Raw genomic sequence first — 21,792 nt, forward strand, 5'->3', positions numbered from 1 at the left:
GCTTTCAGGGTGCCAACCGTTCGATCCGCCAGCAGCCCTCGCGGCGGCGGTAGAGGAAACGGTCATGCAGCCGGTTCTCGCGGCCCTGCCAGAACTCGATGCTCTCGGGCACGACCCGGAATCCTCCCCAGCTGGGCGGCAGGGGCACCTCCCCATCGGCGAAGCGCCGCTTCATCTGCTCCCACTGCATCTCGAGGATCCGGCGGGAGCTGATCACCGCGCTCTGCTGCGACACCCAGGCGCCGAGGCGGCTGCCCCAGGGCCTGGAGCTGAAGTAGGCCAGGGATTCGGCTGCCGAGATCTTCTCGGCGCGGCCCTCGATCGCCACCTGGCGTTCGAGGGGGTACCAGGGGAACAGCAGACCCACCCACGGATGGGACCCGATCTGCCGGGCCTTGCGGCTGCCGTAGTTGGTGAAGAACACGAAGCCGCGCTGGTCGTAGGCCTTCAGCAGCACCGTGCGGGAGCTGGGGCGTTCCCCATCGGTGGTGCTCAGCACCATGGCGTTGGGTTCGGGCAGGGCGGCACTCCTGGCCTGCTCGAACCACAGGCGGAACTGCTCCACGGGATCGTCGGCCAGGTCGGCGCGGCGCAGGCCGCCGCGGCTGTAGTTGCGCCGCAGGGTCGCCAGGTCGGCCTGTGCTCCGGGGGGGTCCGTCATGGGCGGGGAATCCTGCGTGAGGACATGGCTGCCGGAGAGGCGAGGCGACCGGCCTGGCCCGATCCTGCCCCGGCTCGCCAGGCTTTGCCCGCCGCCCACCGGTTCCCCGAGGATGGAACTCCCCGATCGCGCTGGTGGTGATGGTGCTCCTGCAGTCCTGGTTCCTGGCCCTGTGCCTCGGACTGTTTCACCTCATCGGTCCGGTGCCGACGGAGCTGGGGGTGCACCAGGGGGGGCTGGCTTCCTGCCCGTCCCCGGCCCACTGCGCGCGGGTCGACTGGCCGGTGGCCGAGCCCGAGGCGGCCCTGGCCGCGGCGCTGGCGGCGTTGACGGCCGAGCCCCGCGTGAACGTGGTGGAGCAGACCCCGGGCTACGTCCACGCCACGGTCAGCAGCGCCTTCTTTGGGTTTGTGGACGATGTGGAGATTTACGCCGATGTCGGTGGTGGCGTCCTTCAGGCCCGATCGGTGTCCCGGCTGGGGGATTCCGATCTGGGCGTGAACGCGCACCGGCTGGAGGCCCTGGCTGCCGCTGCTCAGAGGCCTGCCGAGCCGAGCTGATCCTGCACGCGCCGCTTGAGATCCCGCAGGCGCGCCCCCAGCGACTGGAGCATTTCCAGGGCGAACATCGGCGTTTCCTGCACGGCGAACAGAAACTGCTGCTGGTTCATCACCAGCAGCTTCCCCTCGGTGAGGGCCCGGGCGGTGCCGAAGCGCCGGTGCTCCGGATCGAGGAAGGCGCCGATGCCGAAGGTTTCGCCAGGGCCGATCCGCTCGGTCATGGTTCCGGCATTCCACTCCAGTTCCACCGTGCCTTCGAGCACCCCATAGAGGCAGTCACCGCGGTCGCCGCTGCGGAAGAGCACCTGGCCAGGTTCGATGGTCAGCAGTGCCTGGTGCCGTGCCAGGGCCTGGATGGTGTCCAGAGCGTTTTTCGACGTGAGATGCATGGAGGCGGCTGGAGGCGAGGCCCTGACGTTCCAGCTTGCCAAGCAAGGGTTAAGGACAGGGGTAAAGGAGCGGGGCCGGCCTGGAGCGGCCTTGACAGGCCTGCGGCTGGTGGAGAAACGCTCCTGGCGCAGGTCCGACATCCATGGGAGCGACGTTGCGGATCTCTGGGTTTCACCATCGGTCTCGCCAGGGTTCGGCGCGGGTGGTTCAAGGTGTTCGGGGAGAACAGGTTCGTGCCCCGTCTGGGCCGGAGTGAGCGCCACACGATCATCGATGAGATCGGCCACGTCTTCGGCCTGACTCATCCACCTGAATCATCGATTTGGCTGCGGATTCAACGAGCTGTCTGACACTTCGGACGCGATGCAGTCGGTCAACCAACGATGCCCCTAACAGCACCTTCACGTCATCGGAGAGTCGCGTCCTCGAGGTTCTCTGGTGAACCTGACGACATCTCCGACGACCTCTCAGACGACCCGTGCGACGACAGGTTCGACCTCACGTGCGTCGGCAACGGCTCAGCAACTGCACAACTGTTCAGTCCTCAGAAGCGGGACATGGCCTTCACCTTGGCCAGTTTGTCGGCTTCGAGGCCCTCCAGTTCCTCCATCGCCAGCAGCTCGTCCTTCACCAGCCCCGCGAGCACGAACAGGATGCCGCCGAGGCGGAAATCGAAACGCCCCTCCATCGTGTGCCGTTCGATGCTCAGGAAGTCGTGCAGCTGCCACACCTCGTCGGCGGAGGCGAGCGCCTCGATGCTGGTGCGCAGCCGTGCGATCAGGACGTCCACAGCTCGGGTTCTGGCGCGCTCGAGAGCAGCCCGCGCGATCACCTGTTCGCGGTCGGTCCAGCTGTCAACCATCGTGTCCATGGGCTGCGTGCCCCTCCATGTCATCCCCTCTCGAAACTAGGGGGAGGCCCAAGGTCAACGAGAGCGCGCTGTTGCGAATGTTGGCGGTGGCCCGTCCTGCCCGGCGCTGGCCACCATGCGGGGCAGGTCATACCAGGCCAGCTGGGGAGCCCGGTGGTGCTCCTGGTGGTAGCCGAAGTGGTAGCAGGCCAGCAGCGACAGCCAGGGCGGCAGCCGCAGGCTCTGAATGTGGTGCCGGCCATCGCCGGAGTGGCTGCAGCGGTGGGGCAGGTAGGTGCCGAAGGTGAACAGCTGGGCGGAACTGAGGATCAGGGGCAGGGTGCAGAACACCAGCACGTTGCCCCACCCCGCCGATGTCACCAGGCTCGCCGCGGCTGCCAGCAGGGTCCAGCCAGCGAGAAGGACTCCCATCTGCGCCAGGCTCAGATAGCCCGCCATGAAGCGGGCGTACCAGGCCAGCACCCCGGCCCCTGGGTCTGGATGGACATCGGGATCGGCAGTGGTCGCCGGCGCCTGGTGGTGAATCCGATGGTTGCGCCGGCATTGCCGGTAAGGAAGGGCTGCGTACAGCCCCAGGGCCAGGGTGCCGATGCTGTCATTGAGACCCCTTTGCCGGGGAAGCAGCACACCGTGCATGGCGTCGTGGCCCACGATGAAGAGCCCGGTCTGCAGGAAGGTGCGCACCAGAACGGCCAGCACGATCAGGTGAGGAGAGAGCTGCTGCAACGGCTGCAGCAGCCCGGCCGTCAACGTGAGCAGCCAGCCCAGAACGATCCCGGTGGCCAGAATGATTCCGCGCCAGGGGGTTGCACTCAACGGCGAAACTTCAGCAGTTCGGCCGGGGAGGCGAGCAGGTCGATGGCCACGAAGTAGATCTTGCCGTCCGGATCGAGTAGGAAGCGCCAGGCCACATTCATGCCCACGCCAGCCCCGAACCAGGGGGTCTGCACCTTGCCGGTCACCTTGATCTGGGTGAAGTTTCCTTCGGTAGGTTCGGCATAGCCCCGCTCCGGCAGCAGCCGGAGGTTCTGACAATCCTGACGGAAGAAATTCAGGATCGCATCCTTGCCCACAATCGGCTTCTGGAAGGGAGGCTGCAGAGCGCCGTCGGGCAGGAACAGCTCAATGAGTTCATCGAAGTCATTGGCATTGAGCAGGTCCATGTAGTTGTTCACCGTGGGGTTGATCACCCCCTCGATGAACACCTTGGTGCGCTTTTCCTCAGGAGTTGGCGCCACCACGGGCTCCATCACCTGCTGGCCCAGACCCTTGGCCGGGTCGAAGCCCATGTCTTCCACGAAGTTGCGCAGCAGCGTGATCTGCTGGCCCTGATCCACGGCCTTGAGGGAGTCGAGCACGGCCAGGGCATTGGCGGACAGCTGATAGCCTTCGGGGATCGGTGCCACGATGCCTTCGGCCATCCACTCGCCGAGCTGATACCAGAAGCCCAGCTTGATGTTCACCGACCATTGGGCGTAGGTGCGGCAGATCTCGGAGTCGGTGCGGTTGGCCAGATCGCACATCACCTGGCTCTGCTCGGGAAAGCTCATCCCCCGGATCTGCTGGAGCACGCCCTCGGCAAACTGCATCCTGGCGGCACCCGGAGCGGCAATGGTGATGGTCTTGCCCATCTCCAGATAGGCAAACCAGATCAGGGCGAGTTGATCTTCGGCGCTCAGAAGCAGGAACCGTGCCGTGATGGCTGGAACCACATCAGCGCGGAGAGTTTCCGGGAAGATCTGGCTGGCTTTCTGGAGCGTGAACATGGGCTGCTCTCGCAAGGGCAAATCAATAACGGTCTAGCCAGGCAAGGCAGCGCACTGACGAGGGATTCTCAATTCTTCAACAGACTGGCGTGGCTATACCGTGCTGAGGGTGTCTCTGAGTAAGGTGCTGAATGGTAGCCAGAGGCTGGGGACGCCTGTGGGTATTCCGGTCTTCATCGTGGTCTGTGCGAGACGTCTGTGTGTGACGTCGGCGCGTCAACGCTGCCTCGTAGTTACTGGGGTTGGGCTGTTTTCACGGATCACGGCTAACCATTCAGGCACCTGAATTGTTGGAGTCGTTGGTTTCGGCTCTGCCTGCAGGGCCGCCGCTGCGGTGTCATGCCGTGGGCCAGGCGGGGCCGGTGGGGGCAGGGGCCAGCGCAACAGGGGCAACAGGCTGTTCACCCCAAGCATCACGAAGGACAGGGCACCCACCAGGGCAAGGATTCGCAGGCCCAGAGGCAGGCCCCGTTCCTCGGGCATGTCGTCGTGCTCTGTTGGCAGGCCGCAGTCCGGATGGTCGCGGTGAGGCGGGGGAGGCGTCATCAGCTTCTCTCCCGACCGGAGGCGTGGCCAGCAGTCAACATGTTCATCGCCACTCAGAGGCATTGCGGCAAGCACAACGCAACCAAATACAACGCAACACTGCTGCAGCCGGAGTGAGACAGAGACAGTGTGGTGAATGGAGCCAAGGAGACTCGAACTCCTGACCCCCTGCATGCCATGCAAGAAAGATTTCTGCAACAAGCCTTCTGCTGCAGTGGCCTGAAGTTTTAAGTCCTCCTGGAGTGCGCAGAAATGTGCGCACTTTTGTCGTGGCACCTGTTCCAGTGAGCTGTCTCAATTGGGAGCTGGCTGCGGCAATCAGGCCCATCAGTGCTTTGCTGATGGCCTTCCGGCGGAAGCGGCCAGGCCCTTTCAATGGACGGCCTCCCACTGAGAGGCAGATCCTGTTGGCCTGCCCGGCTCCGCAAGCGCACCGGCTGGTGGCCCCTGGTGGGGTGGCGACGCTCGAAGCTCACCTCTGCGCCATGCCTAGCGGGTGGGAGTGATGGCAGCACCTCGGCGCACTGCTCCGAGCATCACAACCGCCTTTTGGAGCCGCCAAGGCCGTGTTCAAAATCCTCTTCACTGCCATTCGAGTTCAACAGGTCGCCAGGCGCCAAGAACCCAGTGTTTCTATGCGCGCGCGCGTGAAGTGCCGTGTGGAGGTGTGCGGGCTACGAGACTCATTGCACTGGAAGGGTTAAGCCCGCACTCGGGGTGTGCGGGCTGGAAAGACGATTTGGCAGGGCGTTTCAGATCCCTTGCGGCGGAAGGGTTTAGCCTGCACAAAGCGGAAGACTGGAATCAGTAGCAAATGTTAAACCCTGTGCCTGGAACGGTTTAGCCCGCACAGTCGCAGGGCTGTCTCAGAAGGAGATCAGGGGGGCGTTGACGGGGACGTATGATCCGGATGGAGGGGTGTGTGGCTGGGCCCGTCTGCGTAAGCAGAGAATAGCAAGGGTGAAGGTGTATCTCGGTTCAGGATGAACCTCGATCCACGGGGTTCAGATCCATCGGAGCAGGATGAAGGTCGCCCGGGATCGTGATCCGAATCAGGATCAGAGGTCGTCCCAGATGGACGGGTTCGCTTCGCTCTGCCGGTCGGGATCGGCATCGAGGATGGCGCTCAGCACGGCGAAGCGGTTGGCCTTGGGCATCCTGTCGATCAGGCCTTCGCCCCTGAGTTCCTCGATCAGGTCATTGCGGCCGGCCCTCACCTTGATGGCATTGGGATGGCCGTGCCGTCCCAGAAAGCGGCGGAGGTCATCACGCTTCAGGCCCTGGTAGGGGCCCGGATTGGCCTTGGCCTTGTGGGCTTCGTAGTGCTCCTGCATGAAGCCGAGCAGCAGCCTGCGGGCTTCGTCCTGCTGGTCCTCGTCGTGGAGGGTCTTCACCTCGCCCATCTCGATGCTGTAGGGGATCTCGCGCTGCGGGCCAAGGCGGGACTTCTCGACAATGAAGAAGCGCTGGCCGTCGCGCACTTCCAGGCGGAACACACCGGCCGTGAGTTCGCTCAGGGCCGCAACGCCCTGGGCGTGGTCGGCACCTTTGGCGCTGTGGTGCACGATCAGCAAGGTGATGCCCTGGGCTGAGCAGAGGCGGATCAGCAGGTCGACGTAGTCGCTCACCACCTGCTCGCCGACACGGACGCCGGGCGGGAGGATGGTCTTGAGCGAGTCGATCACCAGCAGGTCGTAGGGTTCGCCTCGATCCCTGGCGGCATGGATGGTGTCCATCAGCCGCTTGAGGCCCGCCAGCGTCATGCGCCAGGAGCCAACGCCAGCGCTGATGCTCTCGAAGCGAACATCGACGTACTGCTGGGCCCACTCCTGGGTCAACATGCCGTGGCTGCGGGCGTAGTTGCGGATGTCGCGGGCCGCATCAGAGGCGCCATCGGAGGCGATGATCAGGGCGCGGCGGTGGCGGTAGTGGTTTGGACTCACGGCGCCGAAGTCCATGAACTGGGTGTAGCCGGGTGCTCCCAGCGCCGCCCTGGCGATGAACAGGGCCATGGTCGTCTTGCCGGCGCCGGCCTTGGCGTGAATCATGTAGGTGCGGCCCTGGTCCAGCAGGCCCGGGATCAGGGGGCGCGTCACCGTCTCGGGAATGTCGGCCAGCTTCACCACCGGGAAGGCGTGCTGATCCAGGCGCGGCAGGCCCTGGTCATCGGAGAAGAAGCGGAGCAGGGCCGCATCGATGCGCCACGGCTCGCGGTTGTAGAGGTTCCACTCGAAGAGGTTGCTGCGGTAGTCATCGATCAGCTGCTCGGCCTCTTGGGCGCTTACCTTGCGCTCGCCGCGATCGGTGACGTGCACCTGGTCCACCGTCAGGCGGTAGAGCCGCCAGAGCATCAGGTGGGTAGGGCGGTCACCGGCTGAGCCGCCTGGCTGGGTGGAGCGGTCGTTCTTGAGCTTCTGCAGCTCTGAGGTCGAGATCGCATCAGGGGCCCGATCGCCCATCAGGCTGCGGCCGCGGGGCCGTGGCTCCTGAGGTTCCGGCGCCGCGGGGCGGGGCATCGGGTCGGGTTCGCCCAGCACCGGCGCCTCCGGCGGCCGGGAGCTGTAGAAGCTGCGCGGCAGCTTGCGGGTGGGGCCGCCGCCTCCGCGCAGCTCCTCGGGCATCAGTCGCCACCAGCCCTTGCCGTGCTGCTCGGCCACCAGCTTGAGGATCTTGCCGGGGCCTGAGCGGCGGCCGCTCCTGGCCCAGCGGCCAGCACTCAGCTGCTGGGTCTTGCTGTGGTGGCAGCGGTCATGCCAGAGCTGGAAGGCCAGCTTGACGTCCTCATCAGCTGCGCCGGCCGCGGCCTGGAAAACGCTGTGCCAGTACTCGTACTCGCCGTCCTCGCTGGGGCGGAGGATGCCGGGGGTGCGCAGGGCCCAGGCGGCGCGGGCGCAGTCGCGGCGGTGATCTTCGGGGCTGACGTCCACCTTGGCCGCGGCGGCCTCAGCCTCCTTGCGCTTGAGCAGCTCGCGGGCGTCTTCGGTGAACTCCCAGCCGAAGGGCTCGGCGTCGCCGTACTGCAAGTCAGCAGCGTCATTGCCGAACCAGATCTGCAACGGCTTGGCGCCGCAGGCATCCCTGACCTTCAGGTCCAGGCGCTGCACCAGCAGCTCGGTGCGGGCGCGGTGCAGCTCCGGGTCGTCGATCGGCTCCGCGATGAACACCGCCCGGAAGCGGTGGGCGCTGGGGCTGCCGGTGCTCTGCTGCTTCTCGAGCGAGCCGTGGGACGGGGTGGTGTAGGTGAAGGCGCAGTGGCGCTGCACCATCGGGTGGGCCCACCAGTCCTCCAGATCGAGATCGCCGTCGATGTCGAGGGCCATCAGGTTGCTGCGCTGATAGTTCTCGTTGCAGCGCTCGCCCTGGAACTGGCAGCTCGTCCAGGCCTTGCCGGCCTTGATGTGGTTGACCAGCTCCTCTGGTGTGAGTTCTGCGGGGATCCAGGAGCAGCTGTTCTCCACCTCGGAGAACGCATCCTTGGGGGTCTTGTTGTGATGGCCCTGGTGCAGGGAGACGAGGAGTATCGGGGTCATGGCGCATGGCCTTCGCTACATCGGGGGTATGTGGAGTCGGTTGCGGTTGACTGAATCGGGGCCCGATTGGGGCCAATTCCACAAGTGGCTGCATGCCCTGCCAGTAATGGCATGGCGGGCCGGAGCGCCCGCCTCAGCCGCCCAGCGCGGATGGCCAGAGGGTGGTGAGGGCGCCGTTGCGGAGCCCTTGTCCTCTGGCCGTTGGCGGTCGATCAGCCGCTGTTCAGCACGGCGCTGCGGGCTGCTCCAGGAACAGCTGCCGCAGACGCTCCAGGCCGCGCTGGCGATCGCGGCTGACGGTCATGGGGCTGAGGCCAAGGAACTCGGCGGCCTGGCGCAGCGAGCGGCCGTCGAGCACGGTGAGGCGCAGGACGGCAGCCTGGCGCTGCGGCAGCGCCTTCAGCAGCTGGACGATCGGCTTCTCCGGTTCCAGCGCCGGCTGGATCGGGGCTGGGGCTGGCAGGCAGTCCAGCCAGCTGGGCGCAGGGCCAGAGTCGGAGTGGGCGCTGGTCGCCGGGGCGTCGAGGCTGAGGTGGCGCCAGGGGGCATGGCCTCGGGCCCGGGCCGGCAGCCGCACCATCAGAGCGCGATCGCGCAGGTGATGGCTCAAGGCGCCGTCGATGCAGCGCTTGAGGTAGGCCGGTGCAGTGCGTTCCTCCCGCAGGCGGGCTGTGGCCTGCACCAGGGCAAGGCGGGCCACCTGGATGCAGTCGTCCTGCTCCAGCAGATCCGGCATGCGGTGGTGGAACCGCCGGGCCCTGGCATCGGCCAGGGGGAGGAAGCGGCGGATGAGGGCGTCACGGCTGTGGGCATCACGCCGTGAACGGGAGAGGAGGGGAGCCATGGAAGGGGTGTCAAGGCGGTGCAAGACAGCCCCCGGGAAGAGTGCGGGGAGGGGTTGGGACGTTCCCGAATTGGGCTCCATACCCTCACCTGCAGGAGCACCAAGAAGGTGATGGGACGACAACGACACGCCGCCAACCCAGCTGGCTGGAACGCCCTGATGGCCCAGGTGGCGAACAACCGCTTCACGCACAGCTGGAACGATGCGGTGACGGACGGATTGATCGCTCCGGCTGAACGGTTGCTGCTGGGGCAGGCCGCTCAATCACGGGACACGCAGATGCGGCTGGCCCGTGCGGTGGAGGCCGATCTGGCCGCCCACGGCGGTGTGCTCTCCGCCGGCATGCAGCGGCTGCTGCAGGAGCATGTGGATCCGGCGGTGGATCTGGCGCGGCTGGACCGGGCCAGTGCCGTGATGGATGCCGCCGGCCTGCAGGGGGAGGAGAGGGTGGTGCAGCTGACCACGCTGCTGGCCCAGGGGAGGTACCGGCCCGGCCTGGTGGAGCGGGGCGATGTGGACGCCAGGCGGACGCGGCAGCTGCGCGAGGCGGTGCTGGCGGGCCAACCCCGGCGGGCGAGCACGGCGACGGGAGAGCTGGTGCGCCAGTACGGGTTGGGTTCACCGCTGGCGGCCTACGGCGCGGCTGGAGTGGCCGCGGCGGGGCTGCTGGCCGCGGCCGCGGCTCTGCATGAGGATGCGCCGCAGGCCCGAGCCGGGGAGCAACCCCCTGCTGCTCCAGGGGGGATGCCATGGGCATGACGGCATCAAGGAGCCTTGGCCTGGCTGCCCGCGGCACCGCCGTGGGGGTTGGGGGCAGAACGGGAAAAGGCACCCCCGGAGGAGGTGCCGATGCGCTGGAGCTGGAGGTGGCCGAGCGATCAGATCAGCAGGTTGGCGGCATAGCGATGCGCGATGTGATCACTGCGCAGGTAGATGCCGATGCCGGAGCGCTGCTGTTGATCGCCGCGGCCGGTGGAGAAGCCGACTTCGAGCGAGAGATCGCCGGCGATGCCGGTGCCGACGTACGCCGGCCCGTAGGTGCGATAGGCACCGTTGCATTCGGCAGCAGCGATGGCGGCCAGGCCCGGCTGGCTGGCATCCGATCCAGGGGTGATGGCGGCACTGCCATCGCCCGCCATGGGTTGCACGGCCGGCGGGGACTGGATCAGGGCGGAGGGGTTCTGCATGGGGAACACCAAGAGTGGACGCAGCACCCATCTCCCCCGGGAAGATCCCCGTGCCAGTCGTGGAGGGAAGACGGGTGGCAGCACCGTGGTGCCGATCTCGCCCCCGGGAAGACCAGTGGCAGAAGATCCCAGATTGGAGGTTCCAGGCGTTGGATCCTCCCCGGTTGGCCGCCTGTTATGCGGGGAGCCTTAGGACAGGCAGATCACCAGGGCGCGAATGGCACCTGTCATCGCCGGGGCGTGACTGGTGCCAGGGCAGGACGACAACAACCCAGTGCTGTCCTGGCTTCTGGGCTGGATGGCCGCAGCAGAGCCTGGACTGCGGCTGCTGTTCCGGACCACGCAGACGACGCTGTGCCTGTTCACTGTCGCCAAGGATTGAGGCTTGGTGAGGAGCCCGCGCCAGGTCTGCACACGTGCATGGAGAGGATGACCTGGTTGGGGGTGAAGTTCTCACTGCTGCCACCTACCCCGGGGAGGCCTTTTCTCCCAGGGGGTCTGATCCCAAGGGGGTATTGGGTGGGCCTCCGAAATTTTCTGGCGCTGATCACGCGCACGTGAGGGCAGCCCTGCCACCGAGTAGGGAGGGCTGAGTCAGCAGCATCGACATGCAACTGGAAGATGAGGAGGATCCGGGGCCGACGCTTCAGGCGGGCTGCGAGTTGCGGTCAGGGCTTCCGTTACGGCTCTTCCCGTGACACTGGTGCTGAAGCGCCTGCGATCAAGAGATTCCAGGGACAGGGGCGCAGGGTTGAATCGTCTGCACGTCTGCGCTGCCGGTGTCCCGATTGAAAGGCCGTGGCCGCGCTCATTGCGCTCTGATGGCTGACGAGGGCGGCCTCAACGGCCCCTGCTGCCTGAGACTGGCAGGGGGAATGGTCGATTGCGGGATGGCCGGGGCTTCAGGTTGTCGCTTCCAGCATCAGCCGCTCGCCATCGGTGGCCTGTCGGATCGCTCCTGCATCCCGCTCAAGAAGGAGCCGGATACGGAACTGATCGGGATCCAGCCCTGAGGCGGCCAACAGGGCGTGCTCGGAAAGGGCGCCACAGTCACCCAGCAGGTTGGAGAGGTGTTATGAACACAGCTCGTGAGAGCACATCCGGATAGCTCGAATGGGGAGATCTAATCGGGGGGATGGGATCCCGGAATGAACAGTGGTTAGGCCTTAGTCCTCGTCGCCAAAGTAGTCGGCATCGATCTTGCAGATCTTGATCACTTCCTTGGTCTGTATCCCCACGCCATGCTGGATCATCAGATCCGCGAGCTGTTCCCCGTCGATCAGGATGAGTCGCGGATCTGGGATGTTCCTGGCGAATTGCATGGCCGTGGCTGTGAAGCGGCTGGTGGTCACGAACACGCCCTTGCGGCAGCCGCTGGAGGTCATGGCGCCGACGAAAGCCTGGACCTTCTCGCTGGAGACTGAATGCTCTGAATAGCGTTTCGCCTGCATGTAGACCTGGTCGAGGCCCAGGTGATCTTCGTTGATCCTTCCATCGATGCCTCCGTCGGGGCCTCGCCCCACGCCCTGCATGGCTTGTCTGGAGCCGCCGCCATAGCCCATGGCTGCCATGAGATCGAGGACGAGGCCTTCAAAGCCATGGGGGTCCATCTTCTTCATCTGCTCGAGCAGGTCGGCAACCAGCTGCTCCTTGATGAGCTTGACGCCGGCGTCAATCAGGTCTTCCGGGGTGCTGTCTTCTGCGTTGACGGCAATGCTGGATTGCAATGCCGATTCCTGCTTGGCTTGCTTCTGTGCATGGTGGTCTTGCCACTCTTTGAATCCTTTGAGATCGGACACCTTGATGGGCCGATTCAGGGACAGCAGTGCTGAAGCATTCGGCCCCAGGGCAAAGTATCCGCGCTTTGGCCCAGTCAGCGCCCCGGCAACACGGAGATAGGACGACGCCCAGCCGATTCTTCCGCGAACAAGGCTCTTGCCGTTGCTTTCTTGCGTGATCGCAAGTTGCTCTTTGGTAATCCCTGTCTTCTCGACAACAGCGTCGATGGCGGCTCGACGTGGAAGCTCGCCATGCTCATGGAGAACCTCCAGCAGCGGTCTCAAGAACTGATGGAACTTGGGAATGTCGGTCATTTCCCTGTCGCCTGGTACCGCATGGATGAAGCAGTGTCGGAGCGGGAGGTGGTCGCTTCCAGCATCACCCGCTCGCCATCGGCAGCCCGCCGGATCGCTCCTGCGTCCTGTTCTCGGATGAGCTGGACACGGAACTGATCGGGATCCAGCTCTGAGGCGGCCAGCAGGGCCCGTTCACTGAGGGCACCGCATTCACGCAGCAGGCCGCTCAGCAGATCGGGGGGCACAGGGGCGGCGGCCAGAGGGAGCTGATTCGGGTTGGCTGCAGCCTTGCACCGGCCGCGCCGCGAGGCTTTGCCCGCCGCGGCCTCCGCCTGCCGGGCTGCCCGGATCCGCTCCAGCAGCACACTGGCCGGTTCGTCGTTGGGGTCCTGGGGCACCAGCGCGCCGCGGAAGGCCTTGGCCAGGAGCGCTGGCGTGAGGCGATCGACGAGCTTGCGGGCGGCGCTTAGGCGGGATTCCAGTTGGTCGGCGAGTGTGAATAGGGCCTGAACTTGATGCACAATTTCAATTTGTTCTTCAATGGATGGCAAGGGAAAGAATATGTTTTTCAGGTCTGTGCCTGAGATGCCTTTTTGCCCGGCCGATGATTTAACTAAGCCTTCTATGTGATCGCGAATCTCGACAGAGGAAAATGAGATTTCTACATAAGCAGGCAGTGCTCTGCTGGTGTCGCAGCGCACCCTGATCAACTTGTCTGGGTAAACATAAACGTCTGGGATACTGGTTGCATTCGCGCAGGCTCCAACAAACTCTAGTGTGCCATTGTATCTGGTGAAAATCAGATCTCCTGCTTCTAGCCTGAAAGCCGCGAGATCTTTGTCGCTTAGTTCGAGGTATCTGTGATCTGTCCAGTCAATGGTGCCAGGTCTTACGGCCCCGATCCTTAGTATTTTCACGCCTGGTGGATTAAGCGATGGCTTTGGAGACAGTCCATTCCGCATCTCATGTATGACTTCACCTAGGGGGATCTTTCTTGGCAGGCTCTCTATCCCCCTCGCCTCCCTCCACTCCCGCGTCAACTCCCCCGAGGTCGCCGCCGCCAGCACCGCCTGGCGAAAGCGCTTGAGGATCGCCGCCACGCCATCGAGCCGCTGGCGGCAGGCATCGACAGCAGCGAGAGTGGTGTCGAGCTTGGCGGTGATGCGTAGTTGTTCAGTTGTTGGGGCTATGGCTAAACACATAGCACTCAAGGTCTTCAAGTAAATACCCTTCTGTGCCGTTCCCTTAGCGTTATCCAGCATGTATTGCTGAGCCTCAGGGGATTCAAGTGCGTAGGCCAGGAAGGCGCTTGCAATGCCTGTTGCAGGCCTAAGCACGGCCACACTTCTCTGAAGGGTCAATGAAGCCGCCCCTTTGGGCACAACTGCTGTCCTGCCAATTGCCCCAACAATTGTAAGCAGGACATCTCCTGCGGCGATGCAAGTCCTCCTATTCTCTCTTTCAAAATCTTCTAAGCTGACAAGCCTGTAATCGGCCTCATAGGATATATTCCGTCTCTCAATATTTCTAGCACTGAGCATTGGCAAGCCGCTAGTGCTTGCTTTTGGTGGATTGTGTGATCCGTCGACAACTTTGCTACAGATCTCTGAGATTGCGCCGACTGCCCACCCAACCGGCAACTCCCGTTCCTCCATCAAACCAACTCCTCTACTTCTTCCCCCAGCTCCGCCAGGATCGCCCGCAGATCCTCCAGCGCCCCTTCCAGCTCCACCATCGCCTCCTGGGCCAGCACTGCAGGCTCCGGCAGATCGGCGCCATCTTCAGCGGAGTCGTCCTTCAGCCAGGCCAGATCGAGGCTGTCGCCCCTCTCGGCAATCTCCTCGCGGCAGAAGCACTGCCAGCGGCCCTCGGGCCCGGTTGCTGTGCGAGGGGCCAACCCGAGCGGATCAGAGCCGTAAGCCTCCTCGAACACCGCGAAATGCTCGCGGGTGAGGGGGGTGCGCTTGCCAAAGGCCGGCATGTTGGCCCGCAGGTCATACACCCACACCGCCTTGGTGTTGCCCTTCGCGCTCGTGCCGCGGGAGAAGAAGAGCACGTTGGTCTTCACGCCCTGGGCGTAGAAGATGCCGGTGGGCAGGCGCAGGATCGTGTGCAGGTTGCACTTGTCCATCAGATCCGCCCGGATCTGCTTGCCCACGTTGCCCTCGAACAGCACGTTGTCGGGCAGCACCACCGCCGCCCGGCCGCCGGGCACCAGGGCCCGGTAGATGTGCTGCAGAAAGCAGAACTGCTTGTTACTGGTGGGGAAGGTGAAGTCGTTGCGGCCGGGCAGGCCGCCACCCTTCTTGGTGCCGAAGGGTGGATTGGTGAGGATCAGGCTCGCCTTCGGTAGGCCCTCGCCGTCGCTGCTCATCGTGTCGCCATAGCGGATGCCGCCTTCGCCGCTCACCGAATCGAGGCCGTGCAGCATCAGGTTCATCAGCGCCAGGCGGTGCGTGTCCTGCACGTGCTCCATGCCGTAGAACGTGCGCTGGTAGAAGCGCTGCTGCTGCGCCTCATCCAGCTCGCTGATGTCCTGATGCTCGCGGATCCAGCGCTGGGCGGCGATCAGAAAGCCACCCGTGCCGGCCGCGGGATCCTGGATCACATCCCCCAGCTGGGGCTGCATCACGGCCACCATCGCATCGATCAAAGGCCTCGGCGTGAAGTACTGGCCGGCGCCGGACTTCTTCTCCTCGGCGTTCTTCTGCAGCAGGCCCTCGTACAGATCCCCCAGCCCTTCCTGGCGGGCGCTGTACCAATCGAGCTTGTCGATCTCCTCCACCAGCTTGTTGAGGGTCACCGGCTTGCGGATGAAGGAGCTGGCGTTGGCGAAGATCTCCTGCACCAGCGCCGAGCTGCCGCTGCTCGAACTGCCCAGCTCCAGCAGCAGCAGCTTGTAGTGCTCCAGCTGCTTGAGGCCCTGCCGCGTCTCCAGCTCGTCCCAGCGCCACTCCTCCGGGATCCCGGCCTCCGTGCCGGTCTCCTTGGCCATCTTCAGGAACAGCAGGTAGGTGAGCTCACTCACGTACTGGTGGTACGTGACACCGTCGTCCTTGAGGACGTTGCAGAGGTTCCAGAGCTTGGCGACGATGTCGCCGGTGGTGTGGCCCGCCATCAGCAGCTCTCCACGTTGAGGGCCTCCACCTGGGAGAAGGCCCGATCAGGCGTCCCCAGTGCACAGCCTTCGCTGAGGGTGTGGCTGCGGACCTGGGCCGGCAGGCGCACCGGCTGGCTGCGGCCCTTGCGAAAACACTTGGCGCGCATCAGATCCAGCTGATCGCTCGTGAGCGTAGTGCGCTTGGCCATCCTCAGGCCGCCTCCCACACCGCTTCGTTGAAGCGCTGCAGCACCTGCTCCAGCTCGCCGCCGAACAGCTTGTTCAGCCGCGGCCAGCCGCCGCCCTCGCGGCGGAACAGCAGGGCGTCGTCATCGATCGCCTCCCGGTCCACGATCGTGATCGCCTTGGTCTGGTTGGCGATCCGTTGCAGCCACTGCCGCTGGGGTGCGGTCCAGTTCCGTGAGGCCAGGATCCGCTGCAGGGCGCGCTCCACCCGCTCTGCGTAGGGCACCAGCGGATCGCCCAGGGCGGCCTGGCGGATGTAGCCCATGATCGAGGCGGCCATCTCCTGGTTGGTGGTGTGCCGCCATGCCGCGGCCAGGCTGGTTTCGCTGTAGCCCCGGGCATCGAGGGCCAGCTTCAGGGCGCGCAGATCCTGGCGGCTGAGTTCCCAGGGGCGCTGCAGCACCGTGGTGAGGGCCGGCAGGTCGTTGCCGGCATCGCGGATGAAGGCGGTGAAGCCCTCCAGGTAGTCCTGCGGCCGCTGGCCCTCGCCGTAGGCCGGCTCCACGCCCAGCAGCTGATCCTCCTGGTCGGCCACGAACACCGGCTGGGGCGGCCCGCTCCAGCTCTGATCCAGCAGCTCCCCCAGCCCCGGCAGCCGCCCGATCCACCCCGAGGCTTCGGTGATCGGCAGCGTGCGCAGCCGCTCCAGGAAGGCCTCGGGTTCCTCGCCCGTGAGCTCGCGGAAGTGGGCCTCGGCCTGCTCGGTGGCCCCGCTCAGCTTGCGGCGCAGCCTGGCGATCAGCTGATCGCGCACCAGCTCCCGCTCTCCTTCTCCGGGCGTTTCGATCAGCTCGCGCACCAGCTGGCTGAGGGGGATCTGGGGGTTCTGCACCACCGGCTTCATCGCGGTGTAGTCCTGCAGCGCCTCGTAGATGCCCACCGCATCGAAGATGCGGAAGAGGGTCTTGCCGATCTCCGGGCAGAGCCGGGTGGCCCGGCCGACCATCTGGTCGTAGAGGATGCGGCTGTTCATCCGCCGCAGGAACACGATCGTGCTGATCGCCGGCACATCCACGCCGGTGCTGAGCAGATCCACCGTGACGGCCACGTTGGGGCGCGCTTCGTTCTTGTAGCGGCGGATCAGCTGCTGAGGGCGGTCGCTGGCACCCGTGATCTTGGCTACCACGTCGTCGTCGATGTCGCCATAGCGCTCCTGCAGTGCCTGCTTGAGGAGATCCACCACCAGGTCGGCGTGGGCATCGCTGGCGCAGAAGATCAGGGTCTTGTGGGGGGAGAGCACATCGAGCTGATCCGCCAGGGCGCGGCACACCTCCCGGTTGAAGGGTTCGGTGAGCACCCGGCGGTTGAAGGCCTCCACCTCGAAATCGAGGGCATCGGGGGTGTGGAACAGGGCCATCTGGCCCGTCTGCGGATCCAGCACCGGCACCTGCTCCCCCGCCTGCCAGTGGATGCCGTCGCGGGAGAGTTCGGTGTGGATGCGCTGGGCGGGTTCGTGGTCCACCAGATAGCCGTCCACGACCGCCTCGCGGTAGCTGTAGACGAACACCGGCTCCCCGAAGATCTCCACGGTATGCAGGGCCGGGGTGGCGGTGAGGCCGATCTTCACCGCATCGAAGCGCTCCAGCACGCGGCGGTACTTGGACACGTAGTCGTTGAAGTCGCGGAAGCGCAGCTCCCGATCGCTCAGCTCCCGATCGAGCAGATAGCCCCGGTGGCATTCATCCACCACGATCAGGTCGTAGGTGTCCACTGTGGGCCTGGTGTCGTCGTCGCCCAGCAGCACCCGCTGCACCATCGCCTGCACGGTGGCGATGTGCACGCGGGTGTCGGATTCGGCCTCGCGCTCGCCCAGTTCCTTGATCCCGAAGATGTCGGCGAAGGTCTGCAGGCTCTCCATCCGCGTGTCTTTGAAGGCATCGGCGGCCTGGTTGCCCAGTTCGGAGCGATCCACCAGGAACAGCACCCGCCGGAAGCGGCCGGTTTTAAGCAGGCGGTAGATCAGGGCCACGCAGGTCTTGGTCTTGCCGGTGCCGGTGGCCATGGCCACCAGCAGCTCCCGCTGTCCGGCGGCGATGGCCCCTTCCACGGCCTGGATGGCCCGCCGCTGGTACGGCCGCAGCCCGAAGCCGTAGGTGAAGGGCTCCCGTTGCAGCTGCGCATCGGCCTCGGCGGCGTTCTGGCGCGCCAGCTGGCTGAGTCCATCCGGGGAGTACCAGCCATCCAGGGGGCCGGCGAGGTTCTGGGCCCGGCGCAGATCGCGGAACCAGATGCCGCTGCCGGTGCGCAGCTGCGGCAGGAAGGGCCGGCCGTTGGTGGAGAAGGCGAAGGGCAAACGAAACTCACCCGTCGGCCCCCAGCCGCCGCTGCTGAGCTCGGCATCCCCGCTCGGCTGGAGGTCACGGCAGTAGCGCTCGGCCTGAGCCAGCACCCCGGCCACGTTCTTGTGGATGGCTTTGGCCTCCACCGCTGCCAGGGGCGTGAGCCCCGCGAACAGCACGTAGTCAGCGGGGCCGCTGCTGGTGGGCCATTCGGCAATGGCGAGGTTTCGGTTCTTCTGGGGCCGGGTGCCTTGGCTGTAGCGCAGCTGCTGGGTGTCGGCTTCCCATCCCACCGCGCGCAACTGTTCATCGATGAGCTGGCGGGTGGCGGCCTCATCGAGATGGATGGCCTGGGCCGCCTGCTGGGCCGCCTGCCGCAGCCCGGTCATCACTGCCGGGGTCTGCTGGCTGGCGGCGTTCTGCAGCTCCTGCAGCCGCTCCGCCAGGGCCGCCTTGTCGGCCTCCACCTGCTCGGCCAGCTGCTCCCACTGCTGCTGTTCCGCCAGCGCCGCCTGCAGCTGCTCCTCCATGGCCTTGAGCTGCTGGGCCTGGGCGGCGTCGTCGGCCTGAAACGCCGTCACGGCGGCCTGCAAAGCCGCTAGCTCCTGCCGCAGGGCCTCGCTTTCATCCAGCGGAGCCTGGGGCGGGCGGAATGGGCCGCTGCGGAACGCCGGATCCCCGAAAGTGCGGTGGAACCACAGCCCCAGCTGCCAGGCGATCTTGAGGTTGGAGAGGGCCATGGCATGGTCCCCGGCCAGGTCGTGGGCGGCGCGGTTGCCGCTGCGGCGCAGGTTGTGGAACAGATCCGCTACGTCCCGCTCGATCTGGCCGTCGAGCTGCAGGCGCCGGATCAGGGCCTGCTGGGTTTCCTCGAGGCCGCCGTAGACGCCAAAGCGGGAGGCCACTTCCTGGGCCAGCCGCTCCCCCAGCTGCCTGAGCTTGATCAGACAGGTGTTGGGATCCTCCGGGAAGTAGCGCTCGGCCAGCACGCCCAGTCGGAACAGCTGTTCGTCGTAGGGGCGGAGGTGGAGGAAGTTGGTGCTCATGGAATCAGAACACTCCCCCGGGCCTCTGCCTTGAGCTGGTAGGTGGGAGGGGATTGGTACCGTTTAAGACTGTTGACGGCCTGGTGCGATCCACCAACTGGCGAGAGAGACAGCACGGGCTGGATGCGGCGACTCAATCCCAGAGCCACGTTCAGGGCAGCTGCTTAGTCAGCACATGATCACCTGTCTGGTCAGCTGTCGCCAACTGCAGTCACCCCTACGAGCAAGTCCAGGTTCTGGCAAGGAGGGGCTGCCACCTGTTGGTGATCAACCGTAGGTGGGTCGCGAGCTCTGCGCCGAGGCGCTGTGCAGACCCATCCGTTTCAGGCGTTGGCGCTCACCAAGGATGCGCAGAATGGGAGTCCTGTCCAGAATCTTGCCATCACTTCCCCGGCTGTCACTGACATAGACTTCCACACTTCTCTGGTCACCGAAGGGCTGGTAGTGCGCCAGGCTAAATGCGTTGAACAATGGGTAGTACAAGCCGTGGGCCAGGACAAAGTTGTCATCCATGGTGAGCAGCCAGAATGGAACCTCCTGCCACCAATTCATTTCATGCTGAAAACGCAGTGTATCCGGCGGCAGGAAAAAGCCAGGATCATCTTGTTGGAAGAGGCTCAGTCCTGCAAAAGAGCTCTGTGTTTCGTCTGATACAGTCTCTTCGCTGGTATATGCTCCTCTCTCGTAAATCACCATCAGCTTTGGATGGCCATTTAGGAACTGCTGCCGGAGCCTCTCTGCGGGGTCGCCGAGCATCTGCGTGGCAACAGTGAAGAGGCGTTGCACTCCTTCCGGAAGGGATTCTTGTGTATTGGGCTGGGTCATGATTGCGACGAGGTAAGTGTGGAGCTGCTGTCAATCTGTGCGGCAGTGGTGCTGCCCCCCAGGCCACCGCATGCCTGGTCCTTCATGACAGTCTTGCTTGCAGGACATCGATCTATGCCTAGCTGTTGCAGGGCGGGGATTGAGGGCTTTCCCAGGTGGACTTTCCGCAACCTATCTTCTTGATTAAAAGAAGTGGAAATTTTGGCATGTGCTCTCTAAAGGCTTGCTATGTCGTCTGTAGAAGCAGCCAGGCAGCCCAATTCTGTCCTGGAGATTCAGAGAATTTCCGGTATTCAGCGAGCCATGTCACATGAACTTGTTGCGTCCTCAGGCATGGACGCAGATCTGCAGAGGGCAATGGATAATGCAGTTCTGATGGCGGGGAAGATCACGTGTAAGCGCGATCATGGCTGGTACACGGTGCTGACAATTCTCACTGATCACAGAATCGCTCGTGAGGTGGCGTACTGGGATGACAGTGCGATTGCCGCGAGCCTTGACCGGTACGGCGTCGGTGATACGATCTTGTGCGAGGTTTATCCATACTTGAATCCTAAGTATCCTGACTGGAAGGTCTGGGACCTTCTCGAGTTTGACGAGCAAACATCTCGGCGTCTTGCGGAGCGTGTTTTCAGGGCTGATCAGTCGGCCCGATCTTTGCGTCAACAATTTGATGCATTGACAGGCGAGGTGACTCACATTCGTGAGCTCAGCAATGCGATTGGTCATGCCAAGCACATCGAGCAGCAGGCCAACGGTCTCATGGCAATAGCCGGCGCCTCGCTTCTGGTGGCTGGCTTGCCGTTGGCCTTGTCAATTGGCGGAATGGCAGTTGCCCTGCCGGCCGCCGGTGTTCTTTGCCTTTGCGCTTCACGCCAGCAAACTCAATCTACTTCGGCCACAACGCTGAATCAGCGCATGAGTGAGTTTACTGGACGTCGCAGTGAAATTCGAGTGCTGGCGAATAGGACGCTCAACGACCTGCAACAGATTGAGGGGTTGGTCAAGCGTGGCAAACTACAACCGTGGAAACGGCCTACGAATGAGGACTATCGGATCTTTTTTCCGCCGGCGTTGGCCATGGTTGAAACAATCGCAAAGAATGAAAGGAGTCTGAGATTGCCGTATCACAGCTAGTCGGTATGTTGTGACTCCGAAAACCAGCTTGGGCTGGCTGGGGTCATGGATGAGTCATGGCGCGTTTGAACTCTGCGCATAGCTCTCAATTGAAATGTTGTGTTATTCATGAGATCTACGTGCCAGAGTCGGTGTCTGATTGTCGATCGATTCCCAAGCATTGTCAGTTCCCATCGATCTGGGGATAGATGGGCCTCGTCCTGCCCGTAGGTCAGACCATCAACGGCAGCGCCCTTGCCGGCTAATGGCCTCCAGGCACTTCGGGATGTTCCAGACCAGCGGGCTGTTGACATACGGCCCCCGACGCCAGTGCGTGCCTTCGACCAGGAATTCATCGCGGTAGGCATACCGCTTCAACGTGTGGGTGCTGCAGCCCACTGCCCGGGCTGCCTGTCCAGTCGGCAACCACTGATCGGACAGCTGTGACGAGGAGGAGCGTTGGGCGCGCATGGGCTGCTTGAGCAAGCTATGGGACGAGGGTATGGACGTTTTTTCCAGATGCCTGAGCTGCCATCCCCTGGAAGCCCCCAGGATGGTTCTTCATGGGGTGAAGCACGCCCAGATGCTGGTGTTGGACTCCGCCTTGGTGCCTGCGATGGACGCCGGTCAGGCGGCATCTGCCGCGACTGCGGGAACCCTCCCGGTGAGGGAATGGACCGCATCCAGGAGCCCTGCCTCATCGGTCCAGCGGCCGTAGTGCCTGTGATGGGTGGCTGGTGAATGGCCCAT

At 64.3% G+C, this 21,792-nt stretch carries 18 protein-coding genes; 4 read left to right on the top strand and 14 right to left on the bottom strand.

Annotation, left to right across the window (positions count from 1 at the left end; all coding sequences use genetic code 11):
• Positions 1-4 precede the first annotated feature (4 nt).
• Positions 5-661 carry a pyridoxamine 5'-phosphate oxidase gene (gene pdxH, locus CPCC7001_RS13270; protein WP_006911272.1) on the bottom strand — a complete coding sequence of 219 codons (657 nt, stop codon included), beginning with the start codon at positions 659-661 and terminating at the stop codon, positions 5-7.
• 140 nt (positions 662-801) lie between these two features.
• On the opposite strand from pdxH, the gene CPCC7001_RS13275 reads away from it, so the two are divergent.
• Positions 802-1,221, top strand: coding sequence for a DUF1499 domain-containing protein (locus CPCC7001_RS13275; protein WP_043370173.1), 420 nt, complete (start codon positions 802-804; stop codon positions 1,219-1,221).
• On the opposite strand, the gene CPCC7001_RS13280 is transcribed toward CPCC7001_RS13275, so the two are convergent.
• From CPCC7001_RS13280 to CPCC7001_RS13305, 6 genes are all read right to left on the bottom strand, one after another.
• Positions 1,197-1,610, bottom strand: coding sequence for a Crp/Fnr family transcriptional regulator (locus CPCC7001_RS13280; RefSeq protein WP_006911814.1), 414 nt, complete (start codon positions 1,608-1,610; stop codon positions 1,197-1,199). The two genes, CPCC7001_RS13275 and CPCC7001_RS13280, sit on opposite strands and share 25 nt — an antisense overlap.
• A gap of 545 nt (positions 1,611-2,155) precedes the next feature.
• Positions 2,156-2,482 carry a hypothetical protein gene (locus CPCC7001_RS13285; RefSeq protein WP_006909258.1) on the bottom strand — a complete coding sequence of 109 codons (327 nt, stop codon included), beginning with the start codon at positions 2,480-2,482 and terminating at the stop codon, positions 2,156-2,158.
• A 54-nt stretch (positions 2,483-2,536) separates the two neighbouring features.
• On the bottom strand, positions 2,537-3,298 hold the full coding sequence (locus tag CPCC7001_RS13290) for a fatty acid desaturase (protein ID WP_006909635.1): 762 nt from the start codon (positions 3,296-3,298) through the stop codon (positions 2,537-2,539).
• On the bottom strand, positions 3,295-4,248 hold the full coding sequence (locus CPCC7001_RS13295) for an orange carotenoid-binding protein (protein ID WP_043369152.1): 954 nt from the start codon (positions 4,246-4,248) through the stop codon (positions 3,295-3,297). Before CPCC7001_RS13295 ends, CPCC7001_RS13290 begins: the two co-directional genes overlap by 4 nt.
• A gap of 1,604 nt (positions 4,249-5,852) precedes the next feature.
• A complete protein-coding gene (locus CPCC7001_RS13300) occupies positions 5,853-8,324 on the bottom strand; it encodes an AAA family ATPase (protein ID WP_006911728.1) in 2,472 nt (823 codons plus the stop codon).
• Between the two features lie 223 nt (positions 8,325-8,547).
• Positions 8,548-9,168, bottom strand: a complete 621-nt coding sequence (locus CPCC7001_RS13305; protein ID WP_006910672.1) for a sigma-70 family RNA polymerase sigma factor — start codon at positions 9,166-9,168, stop codon at positions 8,548-8,550.
• 111 nt (positions 9,169-9,279) lie between these two features.
• Here CPCC7001_RS13305 and CPCC7001_RS13310 point away from each other — a divergent pair, with 111 nt between their 5' ends.
• A complete protein-coding gene (locus CPCC7001_RS13310; protein WP_006909861.1) occupies positions 9,280-9,927 on the top strand; it encodes a hypothetical protein in 648 nt (215 codons plus the stop codon).
• 119 nt (positions 9,928-10,046) lie between these two features.
• Here the strand turns inward: CPCC7001_RS13310 and CPCC7001_RS13315 are convergent, their stop codons facing one another.
• On the bottom strand, positions 10,047-10,355 hold the full coding sequence (locus tag CPCC7001_RS13315; RefSeq protein ID WP_006909307.1) for a hypothetical protein: 309 nt from the start codon (positions 10,353-10,355) through the stop codon (positions 10,047-10,049).
• An 821-nt stretch (positions 10,356-11,176) separates the two neighbouring features.
• Here CPCC7001_RS13315 and CPCC7001_RS15390 point away from each other — a divergent pair.
• On the top strand, positions 11,177-11,368 hold the full coding sequence (locus CPCC7001_RS15390) for a hypothetical protein (RefSeq protein ID WP_006910620.1): 192 nt from the start codon (positions 11,177-11,179) through the stop codon (positions 11,366-11,368).
• Positions 11,369-11,521: 153 nt separating this feature from the next.
• Here the strand turns inward: CPCC7001_RS15390 and CPCC7001_RS13320 are convergent, their stop codons facing one another.
• From CPCC7001_RS13320 to CPCC7001_RS13345, 6 genes are all read right to left on the bottom strand, one after another.
• Positions 11,522-12,448: a restriction endonuclease gene (locus CPCC7001_RS13320; RefSeq protein ID WP_006909716.1), complete on the bottom strand. Its 927-nt coding sequence runs from the start codon at positions 12,446-12,448 to the stop codon at positions 11,522-11,524.
• Positions 12,445-14,085: a restriction endonuclease subunit S gene (locus CPCC7001_RS15395; protein WP_156796799.1), complete on the bottom strand. Its 1,641-nt coding sequence runs from the start codon at positions 14,083-14,085 to the stop codon at positions 12,445-12,447. The genes CPCC7001_RS13320 and CPCC7001_RS15395 overlap by 4 nt, the downstream gene beginning before the upstream one ends.
• Complete coding sequence (locus CPCC7001_RS13330; protein WP_006909847.1) at positions 14,085-15,548, bottom strand: N-6 DNA methylase; 1,464 nt, start codon at positions 15,546-15,548, stop codon at positions 14,085-14,087. The genes CPCC7001_RS15395 and CPCC7001_RS13330 overlap by 1 nt, the downstream gene beginning before the upstream one ends.
• The gene (locus tag CPCC7001_RS13335) at positions 15,548-15,739 is read right to left on the bottom strand and encodes a hypothetical protein (RefSeq protein ID WP_043369158.1); all 192 of its coding nucleotides are present in this window, start codon (positions 15,737-15,739) and stop codon (positions 15,548-15,550) included. The genes CPCC7001_RS13330 and CPCC7001_RS13335 overlap by 1 nt, the downstream gene beginning before the upstream one ends.
• A 2-nt stretch (positions 15,740-15,741) precedes the next feature.
• Complete coding sequence (gene hsdR / locus CPCC7001_RS13340; protein WP_006909284.1) at positions 15,742-19,101, bottom strand: type I restriction-modification system endonuclease; 3,360 nt, start codon at positions 19,099-19,101, stop codon at positions 15,742-15,744.
• A 267-nt stretch (positions 19,102-19,368) separates the two neighbouring features.
• Positions 19,369-19,926 (bottom strand): hypothetical protein, encoded by a 558-nt coding sequence (locus CPCC7001_RS13345; RefSeq protein ID WP_156796800.1) that lies wholly within the window; start codon positions 19,924-19,926, stop codon positions 19,369-19,371.
• Positions 19,927-20,259: 333 nt separating this feature from the next.
• Here CPCC7001_RS13345 and CPCC7001_RS15400 point away from each other — a divergent pair, with 333 nt between their 5' ends.
• Positions 20,260-21,063, top strand: coding sequence for a hypothetical protein (locus CPCC7001_RS15400; protein WP_156796801.1), 804 nt, complete (start codon positions 20,260-20,262; stop codon positions 21,061-21,063).
• Positions 21,064-21,792: the final 729 nt, after the last annotated feature.

This window comes from Cyanobium sp. PCC 7001, assembly GCF_000155635.1.
In the GTDB taxonomy this organism is placed as follows: Bacteria; Cyanobacteriota; Cyanobacteriia; order PCC-6307; family Cyanobiaceae; genus NIES-981.